Below are 14648 nucleotides of genomic sequence, written 5' to 3'. Positions count from 1 at the left end.
TATAAATATCAAGGAGATAAAGGATATGTCAAATCTTAGAAGTAAGTTTTTCTGGGCTGCTTATGGAAAGACAGCCCTGACTGTTACGGTCGGTTTCGGATTAGCCGCACTATGCGGTGTGCCAGCGGAGTCCGCTACTACCTTAGCGGCTGGGGCGATGATCAGTTTTCCAGCGATTTACTCATTTTCATCCGGGCAGAGGTCACCTAGTCCCGAGTGAGAAAAGAGTTGGAGGCTCATCAATGCAGTAGTCAGTCCTTGAGCTATCAATTGGATATCGTGCCCAAAGTCTTAAAGTTGTTTGTCACCCAACCTTGATCAATTCAACTTCATAGTCAGGATCAAAGGGCTGTAGATCGGCCCGCCGATTGAATGAAGCTTGTAGGCCGCTGAGTGTTAGGTGGCCGCGTAGCTTTACCGGATTTTCGGCCACTCTCACCAATCGGTACATTCGCGTCTCAATGAGCGAACGTGTGATCATCAAGAACCCCGATGGACCGAATGGGGCCAGCACGCCATTGTTTGCAATGGCAGCCGGGTTTTTTGCAAAGAAATCGATGTCATCGTTCAGCGCTACGTTCGTCACGGCATCGGTGACTTTGAGAGCATTGCATTTTTCCATCGGGGTCATCGTGACAATGGCGTAGGCGGTTTCGAATTCACGCCTTGGTCGGCTCCAGGCTTCGGTTGAAACTGTCGCGACATCAGCCCAAACCGACTGCGGCTGCGCGAGCTGTAACGGGCGAATATACGTCTGATAACGCCCGGTAAGCGCAGTAAGGTTGGTGCCGACTTCGTAGGACAGAATAAGCAACTGAGCAAACGCTATTGCGCTTTCTTCCATGTCAGGCGGTGTTACCTGATTAAGGTAGTTGGCTATAGCGCCGACAAATTTGTCTTCTGTCTCGTTCGCATCGTTTAGAAACCGCTCTATGCGCTTTCGTCCGGCTTCTTCGGTAAGGGTAGTATCTGTAGCCTTCGAAATGCCAAGGCCAATTTCTCGTGCACTCAGGCCGTTAAACTCTTTGTGCGCCAAAAGCGCAGCCCGTATTTGCGTTCGTTCTTCAGCCGTAAAATGTCTGGGCAACCCTGTCATCGCTCCCGTGTCCATTTCGTGTCCGTTCACATCGCTGATCCGCTGCCGATATTGGAAGCCAGCGATTGAACCCGCGTCAAGTGATGGAGACACGAAATGGCAGAAAGAAATTCTAGTCGTCGTTCACCGACCGCCGGATTGCTTCTTGGCACATCGTTCATCGCGATGGCGCATTACGCGCCGAGCCTGATGGGTGGTGCTAACCCTGCCGATGAGCTCTATCTGGGCTTGTTCAAGCTGGTTGGTGGTATCGCCGCCCTTGATGGCATTGCCGGGTACTATCAGGCGTTTCGGCAGCGGGAGAAACGCAAAGCTGCCGAAAAGCCCTCTGGTACATTCGGGCAAGCAGCCTTTGCTACACTGGCACAGTGTGACGAAGCGGGCATGTTGAATGCCAGCGGCCTCTATCTCGGTATGCTGGATGAAACGCCGATCTTCTATAGCGGCAAGGCTCACCTTCTAACCTGCGCCCCAGCCCGGCAGGGCAAAGGCATTAGTACCGTTCTGCCAAACCTTCTGCACTACACAGGATCGGTTATTGTGACCGATCCCAAAGGCGAGCTCGCCGCCGTTACAGCTAAGCATCGGCACGAGCGGTTTGGGCAGCGAGTTGTCATTTTGAATCCGTGGGGGTTGCATGGTCTGCCGCAGCATCGGATCAACCCGCTTGAAGGGCTGATCGCAATGGCGAATAATCCGATGCGCCAGCGTGGTTTGACGGATGAGGTCAAGGCCATCGCTTTGCAACTCTTCCCAGAACCCGAAGACCCGAGGAACCGTTACTTCCGCGACGGCTCGCGTGCCATCCTGCGCGGCGTCTTACTATTCCTCGCGCTCGCGACGCCTGAGCGTTGCACTCTGCCGGAACTGTGGCGCACTATCGCCAATCCAAGGCGGCTGGCACGCGCGGTTGGCGCGATGCGCAACATCGATGCGCTCGGCGGGATATTAGCCGATGTGGGCGATGACCTTGCGCATCAGATGAAGGACAACCCGGACCAGTTTGGTGACTTCCGAGCGGGCGCTGTTCAGGTTCTCGATATCTACGAACCCGGCGGCTATCTCGCAGACGCCATAAGCGGCTCAGATGTTGATCTTGCAGACCTTAAGAACGGCGATGTTTCGATCTATCTTGCTTTCCCGCAGGACCGGATTGCTTCACACGGCGCTGCACTTGGCCTGATCGTTAACCAAGCGATTACAGCCGTTGCCCGTTCGCCCAAGCGCGGTGAAGTTCTGTTCATGATCGATGAGTTCGCCAATATGGGCAAGCTTTCCGGGCTGGCAGAGAGCCTGACGGCGTTGCCGGGTCTAGGCGTGCGCGTCTGGATGATCGTTCAGGAATTGGCCGAACTTACCCGTATCTACGGTCCTCACACGACCCGGACGCTGCAATCGCAGTCTGAGGTTCTCCAATTCTTTGCCGTTCAGGACCTGCTCACGGCAGATACGCTCTCGCGGGCTCTGGGCCAGCAGACGGTCAAGACGAAGAATTTCAATCTCGGGCGTTTCGACACAGACGAGATTGGCGAAAGCCTTTCGGAGACGGGCAGGTCGCTTATGGCCTCGAGCGAAATCCGCCTGATGCCTTCTCATGAGCAGCTTTTGCTGGTCAACCGCCTGCCGCCCATCAAAGCGACGCGCGTACCGTACTGGTTTGTTTAGCCGTGGAATGGCTGGGCGGAAACCAACCCGGTTGAAGGGAAAACGCCGAAGGCCAAGCCAGTCGCAAAGCTGCAATACACCATTCACCCCGAAGCGGGAGAAACGACATGAAAAAGATCGAGACCAAGGTTCTCAACAACAATGCACCGAAGCGCGGTCGGACAGAGAACAAGCCGTTGTTCCGCCCGATCGGTCAGGCGGTCAAGGCGATCCTGATGCGTCCCCGGCTGATCGTACTGTCTGGTATGGCTGGGTTCCTGCTTTTTGTCGGTACGCGTCATGTTGGCTGGGAATACCAATGTCGGCACCAGATGCGCGGCTTCGGCACCTGCAACGCGGTGTCGTGGTGCGCCTACTACGGTGTTCAGGGTCGCCGTGAGGTCAGACCTGAATACGGTACGCGCTGCAAACTCGTTACCTTCCTGCCGCTGAATTTGAACAAACTCATAGAAGGAATGCTGTCATGACTCGTTTCGAATACAGAATACTTCTGGGGCCAGACATCGCCCAAAAACTTGGGAGGATGGCGGTTTATCTCGGCTATGTGGACACGCTAGACTTGGCGGCAACTTTGCTCGCACAGGCGATTGAAGAACAGGAAGAGCAATTCAAGTTGGCCTCTTATGAACGGGAGATCAGGGCGCTTCGAGAACAGTACAACGAACGGCAACGGCATTGTCGAGGCCCGGCCAACGAAGACCGCGAACCCTCTCGCCCAATAAGTGGAGGGATAGACGATGACCATATCTCCTTCTAAACGCGGCCAAATTTGCGAGAACACAACCAAAGGTGGTATACTTAAAGATAGAGTAACCACCGTTCTTCAGGAGGATTTTGCCATGAAGGATGATCTAATCGGCGCGGGTGAAACAGACCTGCGCGAAAGCTTCGATGCGTCTTCAAAACCCATCGTGCGCGTAGATTTCCACAAGTACCAAGCGTTTCTTGATGGGGCGGACATGACTGATGCTCAGAAGGAAGAATTCATTCAGGCGCTATGGGCAGTCATCGTAAGTTTTGTCGAGATGGGCTTTGGCGTTCATCCTGTGCAGCAAGCCTGTGGAAAACCCGGCGCTGGCGACAGGGTGAACGCCAAAGAGGCTTTCGATGAGGTACGCTCAAAGAAACGAGGCAAAGACGAAACGACAAGTGAATAGCCCCCAAATGGGCAGTTTGGATTTGAAATGAGTAACGAGCAAAACAGAAATGGTGAGATGACACGGGCGTTGATTTATTGCCGCGTGTCATCAGCCAAACAACGCATAGAGGGCAGCGGTCTCGAAAGCCGAGAGCAGCGCTGCCGCGCCTATGCCGACGACAAGGGCTACATCGTGGAAGGCGTTTTTCCCGACGATGTTAGTGGCGGCGGTGACTTTATGCGTCGCCCCGGCATGGTAGCGTTGCTCAGCTTTCTTGATGCTCAAAAAGGCAAATCGTACGTTGTTATCTTTGATGATCTAAAACGGTTTGCTCGCGACACGGAATTTCATTTGAAACTTCGCCGCGAATTTGCCACGCGCGGAGCCAGTATCGAATGTCTGAATTTCCGCATTGAAGATACGCCAGAAGGTAAGTTTATCGAAACTGTAATTGCAGCTCAGGGCGAACTTGAACGTGAACAGAACCGCCGCCAAGTGATCCAGAAGATGAAGGCGCGCGTCGAGAATGGCTTCTGGGTTTTTCGCGCTCCTATCGGTTATCGATACGTGTCTGCACCTTCCGGTGGCGGAAAGATTCTCGAACCGGACCCTGTTCTTGCCCCCTTAGTAACTGATGCCCTCGAAGGCTTTGCGTCGGGTCATTTGGGATCACAGGCGGAAGTCCAGCGTTTTTTGGAGCGCAGCCCGCATTTCCCAAAGGATAAGCCTGACGGCACACTTCGTCCAATGACCGTGAACAGGCTACTGAAGAAGGTTGTTTATGCTGGCTATGTCGAGGCTCCGAATTGGGGTGTGAGCACGCGCAAAGGACAGCATGAAGGCTTGATCAGTTTTGAAACCTTCCAAAAGATTCAGGATGCCCTCGAAGGGCGTAAGCGGCACTTTCCGGCCCGCAAAGATAAAAACGAGGACTTTCCGTTGCGCGGCTTCGTAGCGTGCGATTGCTGTGGCAACGCGATGACAGCCGCTTGGTCAAAGGGAAAGTATCGCCGCTATGCATACTACCGATGCGAAACGCGCGGTTGTGAGGCCAAAAGCAAATCGGTCCCCAAAGCGAAAATGGAGGAAGGTTTCGGGGAAATTTTAAAGGGCCTACAGCCAGCAAAGGAGCTTTTCCAACTTGCCGAGGTAATGTTGCGGGATGCCTAGGATATGCGCTTCTCAGTCGCGCTGGGTGAGAAAGCTGCAATGCAGAAAAAGTTGGACAACACTAACCACAAAATTGAAGGCTTGCTCGACCGCATTGTCGAGGCGAACAACGCCTCGGTTGTAAGCGCATACGAGGCGCGTATCAGCAAGCTCGAACGCGACAAGATCACCCTTCAAGAAAAGATCGACAGCACGGTGCCTGATAAGGGACGGCTGGAGGATTGTATGGAACTCGCCTTACGATTCCTGTCAAGTCCTTGGGATATTTACAAAAATGATGATTTTGCCATGCGCCAAACCGTCCTCAGATTGGCGTTTTCGGAGCCGTTAAGGTATAGCCAAAATGGTGCGTATGGAACTCCGAAATTTTCTTTCCCCTTCAAGTATTTAGGGGCAATTTCAGGATCAGAAAGTGAGATGGTGCTGCTGGAGAGAATTGAACTCTCGACCTCTCCCTTACCAAGGGAGTGCTCTACCTCTGAGCTACAGCAGCATCGTGGGCGGGTGATTAGACTCAAACGAAACGCGGCGCAAGGGTGTCTGGACGGTTTTTTTCTACTCCTGTAGAGAAAGGCAATGGCAGACAAAAATTCACCCAAAAAACACGGCAAATCCGGCGAAACGCGCGAACACCGCTTGAAAGCGGCGCTTAAGGCGAACATGGCACGGCGCAAGGCGCAGGCCAAGGCGCGGGCGGCTTCGGATGACAAGGCAGGCAAGGACGAGGGATAAGAGCAGATGGATTCGATTCTGGTGACGGGCAATGGTCCGCTGAATGGGCAGATCCCGATTGCAGGGGCCAAGAACGCGTGTTTGACGCTGATGCCCGCCACGCTTCTCAGCGAAGAACCGCTGACGCTGACCAACGCGCCGCGGCTGAGCGACATCAAAACGATGACTGCCCTGCTTCAATCGCTGGGGGCCGAGGTGTCGTCACTGCAGGACGGTCAGGTGCTGGCGATGTCGAGCCACGACCTGAACAGCCACACGGCGGATTACGAGATCGTGCGCAAGATGCGTGCCTCGAACCTTGTGCTGGGGCCGATGCTGGCGCGACTGGGTCAGGCGGTGGTGTCTCTGCCCGGCGGTTGTGCAATTGGCGCGCGTCCGATGGATCTGCATGTCGAGGGGCTGGAAGCGCTTGGGGCCGAGATCGAGTTGAAAGACGGCTATCTGCACGCCAGAGCGCCCGGCGGCTTGAAAGGAGCGGTGCATGAGATGCGCTTTGCATCTGTCGGCGCCACCGAGAACATTGTCATGGCCGCTACGCTGGCCAAGGGCACGACAGTTCTGAAAAACGCCGCGCGCGAGCCCGAGATCGTCGATCTGGTTGAGTGCCTGCGCAAGATGGGGGCGCAGATTTCGGGCGAAGGCACCTCGACCATCGAAATTCAGGGCGTCGACCGTTTGCATGGCGCGACCCACCAGGTTGTGACCGACCGGATTGAACTGGGCACCTATATGCTGGCCCCCGCTATGTGCGGAGGCGAGGTCGAGCTGCTTGGCGGGCGTATGTCTCTGGTCGAATCCTTTGCAGCCAAGCTGGATGCGGCAGGCGTAGCTGTCGAGGAGACAAGCAACGGCCTGAAGGTGACCCGTAAGAATGGGCGCGTGAGCTCGGTTGACGTGGTCACGGAACCTTTCCCTGGATTTCCAACCGATCTGCAGGCGCAGATGATGGCGCTGATGTGCACGGCCGAGGGGGTGTCCGTTCTTGAAGAGCGTATTTTCGAGAATCGCTTTATGCACGCCCCCGAACTGGTCCGCATGGGCGCGAATATCGAAGTGCATGGCGGAACGGCAACGGTCACCGGGGTTGAGCGCCTGAAAGGCGCGCCGGTGATGGCGACCGATTTGCGGGCTTCGGTCTCGCTGATCCTTGCGGGGTTAGCGGCGGAAGGTGAGACGACCGTCAGTCGGGTCTATCATCTGGACCGCGGATATGAGCATGTGGTGCGCAAGCTGGAAGGCGTGGGCGCAAAGATTGAACGGATTAAGGGCCAATGACAGACGCGAGTTTCAAAGACGGCCGAGAGGCACCGCTGAACCTGGGGGCCGAGGATTCTGATGACCTTCAGGTCATTGCAACCCTGACGCAGGATGCTGTGTTCCCGGTAACCGAGATGACATGGCGCCCATCCGAGCGCCGGTTCGCGCTGTTGCTGAACAGATTCCGGTGGGAGGACAAGGATGCCGCCACCCGACGCAACCGCGCTTTTGAACGGGTACAGGCGGTGCTGGTTTTCGACTCGGTCCTTAAGGTGGCCAGCCAGGGCATAGACCGCAGCGACAAGGATATGATCCTGTCCCTGTTGTCGGTCGATTTCGAGCCGGGTGAGGACGGCGACGGTCAGGTGTTGCTGACGCTGGCCGGCGACGGTGCGATCCGCCTGTCAGTCGAAGCGCTGGATGCCACGCTCAAGGACGTCACACGCCCCTACAAGGCCCCGTCAGGCCACGCCCCTCATCACCCGGAGTGAACAACAAACGCGGCATAGCGCAGGCGTTTGCCAACCCGCCTTTGGGTCTCACCTTGCGGCGGGCAACTGTGTTCGACGTATTTGGAATGAGCTGCGTTCTGATCCGCTCAATCACTCTTCTTTGTGAAGCGGATCATGGAAATAATCCAAAAAAACTAGCGGAGTGGACGGCAAACAAAGACCCGGCGTCGATCCGGCAATGGATCGCCTCGGGGGCCGAGCTTTGGGTCGGGGCCACCGGCGACGAGGTTTCCGCCGTCGGCGGGGTACGCGCGGCAGGTGAGATATCCCTGCTCTATGTTGATCCCGATCGATCCGGGCAAGGGCTCGGGTCTGCCCTGTTGACCCGGATGGAAGCTTCGCTGCGCGCACAGGGCTGTTCCCTGGCGCGTCTGCACGCGACCGAGACTGCGTTTGAATTCTATCTTGCACAGGGATGGCGTGCTGACGGCGAGCAGACAGAATGGAACGGCATCCCGCAATTCCCGATGCGCAAATCGTTGCACCCTGCCGCGTAAGGGTTGAGGCCCGGCGACCCCGGCGATATGACCCGTTGAAACACCCCCGGAGTATCTGTCATGCCCGTATTCCTCGATACCACCATCGCCGATTTTGAACCCGCGTTTCAGGCGCTGCTTGCCGCCAAACGCGAAGACAGCCCGGATGTGGACGCGGTGGTCGCACAGATCATCGAGGATGTGCGCACGCGTGGTGACGCGGCGGTTCTTGAGCTGACGGCCAGATTCGACCGGCTGCAACTGACGCCTGAAACCATGGCGTTCAGCGCCGACGAGATCGCCGAGGCGGTCAGGCTGGTCCCGGATGATGACCGCACCGCGCTGGAACTGGCCGCAGAACGCATCCGCGCCTATCACGCGCGCCAACTGCCCGAGGATCAGGAATGGACCGATGCGGCGGGCGCAATGCTCGGCTGGCGTTGGTCTGCGGTCACGGCGGCGGGGCTTTATGTGCCCGGCGGGCTGGCCTCTTACCCGTCCTCGGTTTTGATGAACGCGATTCCAGCCAAGGTCGCGGGCGTCGCACGGCTGGCCATCGCCGTACCCACGCCGGATGGGCAGGTGAATCCGCTGGTCCTGCTGGCGGCGCAGCTTTCAGGCGTGGACGAGATCTATCGCATCGGTGGTGCACAGGCGATTGCAGCGCTGGCTTATGGTACCGAAACCATCGCGCCCGTCGACAAGATCACAGGTCCCGGTAACGCCTTTGTAGCTGCCGCCAAGCGCCGGGTGTTCGGCAAGGTGGGCATCGATATGATCGCAGGCCCCTCCGAGATTCTGGTCATCGCCGACAAGGACAACGATCCGGACTGGATCGCGCTCGACCTGCTCAGCCAGGCCGAACATGATGAAAGCGCGCAGTCTATCCTGATCACCGATGACGCAGCCTTTGGACGGGCTGTGGCGCAGGCGGTCGAGAAACGTCTCGAGACCCTGCAGCGCCGTTCCATTGCAGGTGCAAGCTGGCGTGACTTCGGCGCGGTGATCACCGTCCGAAATCTGGACGAGGCCGCCACCCTTTCCAATCGCATCGCGCCTGAACACCTCGAGCTTTGCGTGGCTGACCCGGTGGGGCTGAGTCAGAAAACCGTCCACGCAGGCGCCATATTCCTCGGCCAATACACGCCCGAGGCCATCGGCGACTATGTCGGTGGTCCCAACCACGTGCTGCCCACCGCGCGTTCGGCGCGCTTCTCCTCGGGCCTCAGCGTGATGGATTTCCTCAAACGCACCACGCTCAGCCAGATGACACCCGAAGCGCTGCGCGCGATTGGACCTGCCGCCGAGAGACTTGCCAGTTCCGAGAGCCTGGAAGCGCACGGTCTGTCGGTCACGGCACGCTTAAAGAGCCTGAACGGCTGAATTGACGCAAAGACTCCGGACCGCTGGCGCTTCTGTGCGTTGCTCAACGAAATCCGTTGTTATAGGTCTGTGCAGACGTAAGGATTGTGACAGTAAAGATGACCCGTATCTCGCATATCGAACTGGACGACCGAAACCTGCCCCCGCCGACCCCCGAGATCGAGCAGGAGCGCAAGGTCGCCATCTATGATCTGCTCGAGGAAAACTCGTTCACCCTGCCCACCCGCGACGACCGCGCGATCCCGGACGGGCCGTATCACGTGCAGCTATCGATCCGTGACAAGCGTCTGGTCTTCGACATCGAAACCGAAGCCAGCGAAAAAGCGGCCGAATTTCACCTGTCACTTGGCCCGTTCCGTCAGGTGGTCAAAGATTACTTCCAGATTTGCGAAAGCTATTTCAACGCGGTGAAAAATCTGCCGCCCAGCCAGATCGAAACCATCGACATGGCCCGGCGCGGTATCCACAACGAAGGCAGCCGTGTGTTGCAGGAACGGCTGGAGGGCAAGGCTGACATCGACACAGACACTGCCCGCCGCCTCTTCACGCTGATCTGCGTGCTGCATTTCGGAGGCTGACGGGTGAAGCCGCTGCCGCAGTCGATCCTGTTCTGTTGCGACCACAACTCGGTTCGGTCACCGATGGCCGAAGGCATCATGAAGAAGTTTTATGGCACCGGGACCTATGTGCAATCCGCTGGTGTGCATAACGACCTCGAAATCGACGGCTTTTGCATTGCCGCCTGTCAGGAGATCGATGTCGAACTGTCCCGTCATCGTTCGCGTTCTTTCGACGAGATGGAGGAGTGGGGCGATGACCTCAGCTCGTTCGACCTGATCGTGGCACTGTCGCCCGCCAGCCAGCGGAAAGCGCTGGAACTGACGCGGTTTTTCCACCTCGATGTCGATTATTGGCCAATAATGGACCCTACCGGATTAGGCGAAACGCGCGCGGAGAAGCTACACCATTACCGTCAGACCCGCGATCAGATCATCAAGCATCTCAAGGATCGCTGGGGCGAACCAACGGAGAGCACATGAACCCGACCGTCAAAACCTATTTCGACGCTTTCAACGCCGGTGATGTTGATGGAATGCTGGACTGCCTGTCCGATGACGTAGCCCACCACGTCAACGAAGGCCAGATTCGTGTGGGCAAAGAAAAATTCGCTGCCTTCTGTGCACATATGAACCGCTGCTATCGCGAAAACCTCACAGATATCGTGATCTTTGAGGCAAAAGACGGCACTCGCGCCGCCGCCGAGTTCATCGTCAACGGCACTTATCTGGAAACCGATGAGGGTTTGCCAGAAGCGCACGGTCAGACCTATCGCCTGCCTGCAGGTTCGTTCTTTGACCTCAGGGATGACAAGATCACCCGCGTGACCACTTTCTACAACCTAGCCGACTGGACCAAACAGGTCTCGAATGGCTGAGATATCCGAGGTCCGCGCGCTGACCGGATCGGCGCTGCATGAGGCGCTAGACGACGTTGCGCGCCTGCGGATCGACGTGTTTCACGCCTGGCCCTACCTCTATGACGGTGATCTGGAGTACGAGCGCAAATACCTGCAATCCTATATCGACAGCGACGAAGCCATCGTCGTCGGCGCATTTGACCGAGATACCTTGGTCGGCGCTTCGACCGGTGCGCCGCTAACCGATCACGCTGACGATTTTGCGGCCGCGTTCGAAGGTTCGGGCCTGAACCTTACCGACATCTTCTATTGCGCCGAATCCGTACTGTTGCCGCAATATCGCGGACAGGGGGTGGGTCACAAATTTTTCGACCAGCGCGAAGCACATGCCCGCCGCCTCGGCTTTGCCAAATGCGCCTTTTGCAGCGTGCAACGCCCTGCCGACCACCCCATGCGGCCAACAAACTACCGCCCGCTCGACGCTTTCTGGCGCGTGCGCGGGTATGCACCACTGCCTAATGTCATCGCGCAGTTCTCGTGGAGAGATCGGGGCAATGAGGGTGAAACCCAGAAACCGTTGCAGTTCTGGATACGGGATCTGTGAAACGCCCGCTCATGCAATATGTGAGCGTCTGGCGCTTATCCCAATACTGCAGCTAGATGCCTCTTAGGTGACAGCGCATAGGGCCGAATTTGCCTGAGACACCTCATAATTGTATAGTTTTGTTTATTCTATTGCTTATTTTCATGGAGAAATTTGATGAACTCCGCTTTTCGCCGCTTGATATCAATTCTGGCATTGCTGACCGTGATATCTGGTTGTGCCTATGAAAACAGAGCGCTCAATGCGGAACAGGCAGTCTTGGCCAATACTTCTGGCGACATCATCAATCATTCGGTAGCAGTCGGAGGCACCTTCCAAGCACCTCCAGATACAATTCAATCCACCAGCCTGTTACTCGCTCGAGCACCCATTCGCACCGCATATTATGCGCTGCAGCTATCAGATGCCTACAAAAGGCTTGGCGACGAAGCCGCACGCAATCGAGATCTGACGGCGGCAGGGCTGATCACGGTCGCCGGCGCAGCGGCGCTGGGAAACGCTGCATCTATATCCGGAAAAGACCTCGCACTTGTTCTCGCAGGCGGCGCTTTGATCAATGAAGGCATCAAATACGTAAATCCGAACAGCGCGGCGCAGGCTTTTTATGTAGCCTCTGAGTCAATGGCGTGCGCGAGCACTGCAATCGCCGCCCACGTGCCTCAAAATGTACCACCGAACATTCGGGTTACAACGCTAACTCTGTGGTACATTCGGAAGATCGAAGTTCTGCTACGCGCCGCGTTGAAACGCGATGTGCCGGACTGGAGTACTTTGCTTAAGAACCTGGGCCTAACGGGTCACACTGGAGGAGATTCAGTCACGTTTGTGTCAGATGGTATTGATATCAAGGCTTTGGAAGAAGGCTTGGAAAGATGCCTTAGGCGGAACCCGGAAGAGTTCTATAAAGCTAAAAAATAGCGAGGCGCCCGCTAAGCTTGCCCATCCTTGCGATCCACAAAGCACGAACTTGCCCACCTCCGGCCCAACACATGTAAAACTAAGAAGCATTAGGTTTAGGACGGTTCATAATCATTGCACTTTAGAGGCAAAAAAATATGGCGGTTCAATAGTACTGGATGCTGCTGGACTTTGTGAGTGGGGAACCGGCTATACCATAGTTTATCATCCTTTCTTCGGATCAGATTTAACCAGTTGCTCAACATCGATCGGCACTTGGCTGCCTGTGCCTCTGTGTGGAAGAAGCTTTGCAGTAACTGTTATTTTCCTGTCATGTGAGCGTTCTAAACCCGCTGGGCGAATCTTTGTTCAGACAGCCAGGAGCCATCCATGAAAAACGTCGATCCCACTACTTTGTCCGCCGATGACTGGGACGAGCTGCACTTCCCCCGCCCAGAAGAAAACGACTTTGATCGCGTGGTGGAGAGCGCCATCTCCCGTCGTGGCTTCCTTACTGGCGTTGTGGCATTTGGCTCGGGTGCTGCAGCGATGGGAGCAGGCTTGCTGGGTTCGACTTCCGCACAAGCGGTTGAAGCCTCGCGCTTTGCCTTCACACCGATACCCGCCCAGACCGATGGCAATGTCCACGTGCCGGAAGGTTATGAATGGAAGATGCTGATGCGTTGGGGTGATCCTCTGTTTTCCGAGGCAGATGGTTATGACCTGACCGACGGCGGCCCCGTCGAGAATTCCGACATGATCTTCGGTGAGAATACCGACGGGATGGAGACGTTCTCGTTCCAGGGTCACGAATTGATCGCGATCAACCATGAGTATCCGAACCGCAAGATCAACCTGCCTGCTGCACAGGACGGTGTTCCAGCCAGTTTTGATGACGTTCTGAAACTCCAGAACATTCAGGGCGTGACGGTGATGGAGATCAAAGAAGGCCCCGAAGGCTGGTCGGTTGTGAAGGATAGCCCCTTCAATCGCCGTATCCACCACAATTCACCGATGAAAATCGCAGGCCCCGCCGCTGGTCATGACCTACTCAAAACCGAGGCCGACCCGACAGGCACGTCTTCGCTGGGCACCATGAACAATTGCGGTGCCGGTAAGACACCCTGGGGCACGTACCTGACCTGCGAAGAGAACTTTAACGGCTATTTTGGCTCAAGCGATGAGAATGCCAGCTACGATCAGAAAGTCGCAGACGGTTTCAAACGCTATGGTGTAAAAGCCGAAAGCTGGAATGGCTACGAGCTGTTCGACCCGCGTTTTGACACCTCAAAGAACCCCAACGAGCCGCACCGCGCAGGCTGGATCGTCGAGATCGACCCAACCAAGCCGGACAGCACACCTGTCAAGCACACCGGCTTGGGTCGTTTCAAGCACGAAAACGCCGAGGTCGCGCTGGCCAAGGATGGTCGCGTGGTTGTTTACATGGGCGACGACGAACGCGGAGAGTATCTGTACAAGTTCGTCTCGAACGGAAGCTATCAGCCCGGCGCCGAGACCGAAGGCCTGTTGGACGACGGCACGCTGTATGTTGCCAAGTTCAACGACGACATGACTGGCGAATGGTTGCCGTTGACGCCGGAAACCACCGGCATGGACGTGGCTGAAATCCTGATTTTCACCCGCATGGCCGCATCGGCTGCGGGCGGCACCACCATGGATCGTCCGGAATGGGTGGCCTCAAGCCCTGTCGCGATCGAGGCCTATTGCTGCCTGACCAACAACAAGAACCGGGGCGTGAAACCAAATGCTGGTGGGGATGACACTTCGGCCAACGGCCCCAACCCGCGTGACGCCAACAAATACGGTCAGATCGTACGTTGGCGCCCTGCCGACGAAGATCACGCGGCCAGTGACTTCGAATGGGACCTCTATGTGATGGCCGGCAATCCGGCTGTACATTCGGACGACCGCGCGGGTTCGCCCAATGTGAACGAAGGCAACCTGTTCAACTCTCCCGATGGTATGGCCATTGATTCAACCGGGTTGATCTGGATTCAAACCGACGGCAATGATGACAACGAGGAAGACTTCGCTGGTAATGGCAACAACCAGATGCTGGTTGGTGATCCGGTCACGGGTGAAATCGTGCGGTTCATGACCGGCCCGAATGGGTGTGAAGTCACCGGCCTCGCATGGTCAACCGATCTGCGCACCATGTTTGTTGGCATCCAGCATCCGGGTAGCAACTGGCCCGACGGAGGCACCCCGCGTTCTTCTGTGATTGCGATCAAACGGTCGGACAACGGTCTGGTAGGTTAATTCACCACGAAATCTATTTG

General features: G+C 56.5%; 17 protein-coding genes and 1 tRNA gene. 16 read left to right on the top strand and 2 right to left on the bottom strand.

Going from position 1 to position 14648, the window contains the following annotated elements; genetic code table 11:
* Positions 1 to 304: 304 nt before the first annotated feature.
* Positions 305 to 1126, bottom strand: a complete 822-nt coding sequence (locus tag RA27_RS10120; RefSeq protein WP_152610682.1) for a hypothetical protein — start codon at positions 1124 to 1126, stop codon at positions 305 to 307.
* A 66-nt stretch (positions 1127 to 1192) separates the two neighbouring features.
* On the opposite strand from RA27_RS10120, the gene RA27_RS10115 reads away from it, so the two are divergent.
* The 5 genes from RA27_RS10115 to RA27_RS10095 all read left to right on the top strand — a co-directional run bounded on the left by RA27_RS10115 (position 1193) and on the right by RA27_RS10095 (position 5070).
* Entirely contained in the window at positions 1193 to 2761 is a 1569-nt protein-coding gene (locus tag RA27_RS10115) for a type IV secretory system conjugative DNA transfer family protein (RefSeq protein ID WP_082025092.1), read from the top strand.
* A gap of 107 nt (positions 2762 to 2868) precedes the next feature.
* Positions 2869 to 3228 carry a hypothetical protein gene (locus RA27_RS10110; protein WP_039537968.1) on the top strand — a complete coding sequence of 120 codons (360 nt, stop codon included), beginning with the start codon at positions 2869 to 2871 and terminating at the stop codon, positions 3226 to 3228.
* A complete protein-coding gene (locus tag RA27_RS10105) occupies positions 3225 to 3518 on the top strand; it encodes a hypothetical protein (protein WP_039537965.1) in 294 nt (97 codons plus the stop codon). The genes RA27_RS10110 and RA27_RS10105 overlap by 4 nt, the downstream gene beginning before the upstream one ends.
* Before the next feature lie 82 nt (positions 3519 to 3600).
* Complete coding sequence (locus tag RA27_RS10100; RefSeq protein WP_039537962.1) at positions 3601 to 3918, top strand: hypothetical protein; 318 nt, start codon at positions 3601 to 3603, stop codon at positions 3916 to 3918.
* Between the two features lie 27 nt (positions 3919 to 3945).
* On the top strand, positions 3946 to 5070 hold the full coding sequence (locus RA27_RS10095) for a recombinase family protein (RefSeq protein ID WP_241484040.1): 1125 nt from the start codon (positions 3946 to 3948) through the stop codon (positions 5068 to 5070).
* 418 nt (positions 5071 to 5488) lie between these two features.
* On the opposite strand, the gene RA27_RS10090 is transcribed toward RA27_RS10095, so the two are convergent.
* Positions 5489 to 5563: transfer RNA gene (locus RA27_RS10090), tRNA-Thr, on the bottom strand.
* Between the two features lie 83 nt (positions 5564 to 5646).
* Here RA27_RS10090 and RA27_RS24385 point away from each other — a divergent pair.
* The 11 genes from RA27_RS24385 to RA27_RS10040 all read left to right on the top strand — a co-directional run bounded on the left by RA27_RS24385 (position 5647) and on the right by RA27_RS10040 (position 14628).
* Positions 5647 to 5802: a hypothetical protein gene (locus RA27_RS24385; protein ID WP_193746496.1), complete on the top strand. Its 156-nt coding sequence runs from the start codon at positions 5647 to 5649 to the stop codon at positions 5800 to 5802.
* A gap of 6 nt (positions 5803 to 5808) precedes the next feature.
* Positions 5809 to 7077, top strand: coding sequence for a UDP-N-acetylglucosamine 1-carboxyvinyltransferase (gene murA / locus RA27_RS10085; RefSeq protein ID WP_039537956.1), 1269 nt, complete (start codon positions 5809 to 5811; stop codon positions 7075 to 7077).
* Positions 7074 to 7550 (top strand): DUF2948 family protein, encoded by a 477-nt coding sequence (locus RA27_RS10080; protein WP_039537953.1) that lies wholly within the window; start codon positions 7074 to 7076, stop codon positions 7548 to 7550. Before murA ends, RA27_RS10080 begins: the two co-directional genes overlap by 4 nt.
* Positions 7551 to 7618: 68 nt before the next feature.
* Positions 7619 to 8068, top strand: a complete 450-nt coding sequence (locus RA27_RS10075; RefSeq protein WP_241484039.1) for a GNAT family N-acetyltransferase — start codon at positions 7619 to 7621, stop codon at positions 8066 to 8068.
* A 60-nt stretch (positions 8069 to 8128) separates the two neighbouring features.
* Positions 8129 to 9430 (top strand): histidinol dehydrogenase, encoded by a 1302-nt coding sequence (hisD, locus tag RA27_RS10070; RefSeq protein WP_039537947.1) that lies wholly within the window; start codon positions 8129 to 8131, stop codon positions 9428 to 9430.
* Between the two features lie 98 nt (positions 9431 to 9528).
* Complete coding sequence (locus tag RA27_RS10065; RefSeq protein ID WP_039537944.1) at positions 9529 to 10008, top strand: UPF0262 family protein; 480 nt, start codon at positions 9529 to 9531, stop codon at positions 10006 to 10008.
* 3 nt (positions 10009 to 10011) lie between these two features.
* A complete protein-coding gene (locus tag RA27_RS10060; RefSeq protein ID WP_039537941.1) occupies positions 10012 to 10470 on the top strand; it encodes a low molecular weight phosphatase family protein in 459 nt (152 codons plus the stop codon).
* Positions 10467 to 10865: a ketosteroid isomerase-related protein gene (locus RA27_RS10055; protein ID WP_039537938.1), complete on the top strand. Its 399-nt coding sequence runs from the start codon at positions 10467 to 10469 to the stop codon at positions 10863 to 10865. Before RA27_RS10060 ends, RA27_RS10055 begins: the two co-directional genes overlap by 4 nt.
* The gene (locus tag RA27_RS10050; protein WP_039537934.1) at positions 10858 to 11451 is read left to right on the top strand and encodes a GNAT family N-acetyltransferase; all 594 of its coding nucleotides are present in this window, start codon (positions 10858 to 10860) and stop codon (positions 11449 to 11451) included. Before RA27_RS10055 ends, RA27_RS10050 begins: the two co-directional genes overlap by 8 nt.
* A gap of 156 nt (positions 11452 to 11607) precedes the next feature.
* Positions 11608 to 12369 (top strand): hypothetical protein, encoded by a 762-nt coding sequence (locus tag RA27_RS10045; RefSeq protein ID WP_039537931.1) that lies wholly within the window; start codon positions 11608 to 11610, stop codon positions 12367 to 12369.
* A 369-nt stretch (positions 12370 to 12738) separates the two neighbouring features.
* On the top strand, positions 12739 to 14628 hold the full coding sequence (locus RA27_RS10040) for a PhoX family phosphatase (RefSeq protein ID WP_039537930.1): 1890 nt from the start codon (positions 12739 to 12741) through the stop codon (positions 14626 to 14628).
* Positions 14629 to 14648: the final 20 nt, after the last annotated feature.

This window comes from Ruegeria sp. ANG-R, assembly GCF_000813985.1.
In the GTDB taxonomy this organism is placed as follows: Bacteria; Pseudomonadota; Alphaproteobacteria; order Rhodobacterales; family Rhodobacteraceae; genus Ruegeria.
Note: the sequence above shows the minus strand (reverse complement) of the source record. Positions and strands in the feature narration are given on the sequence as shown.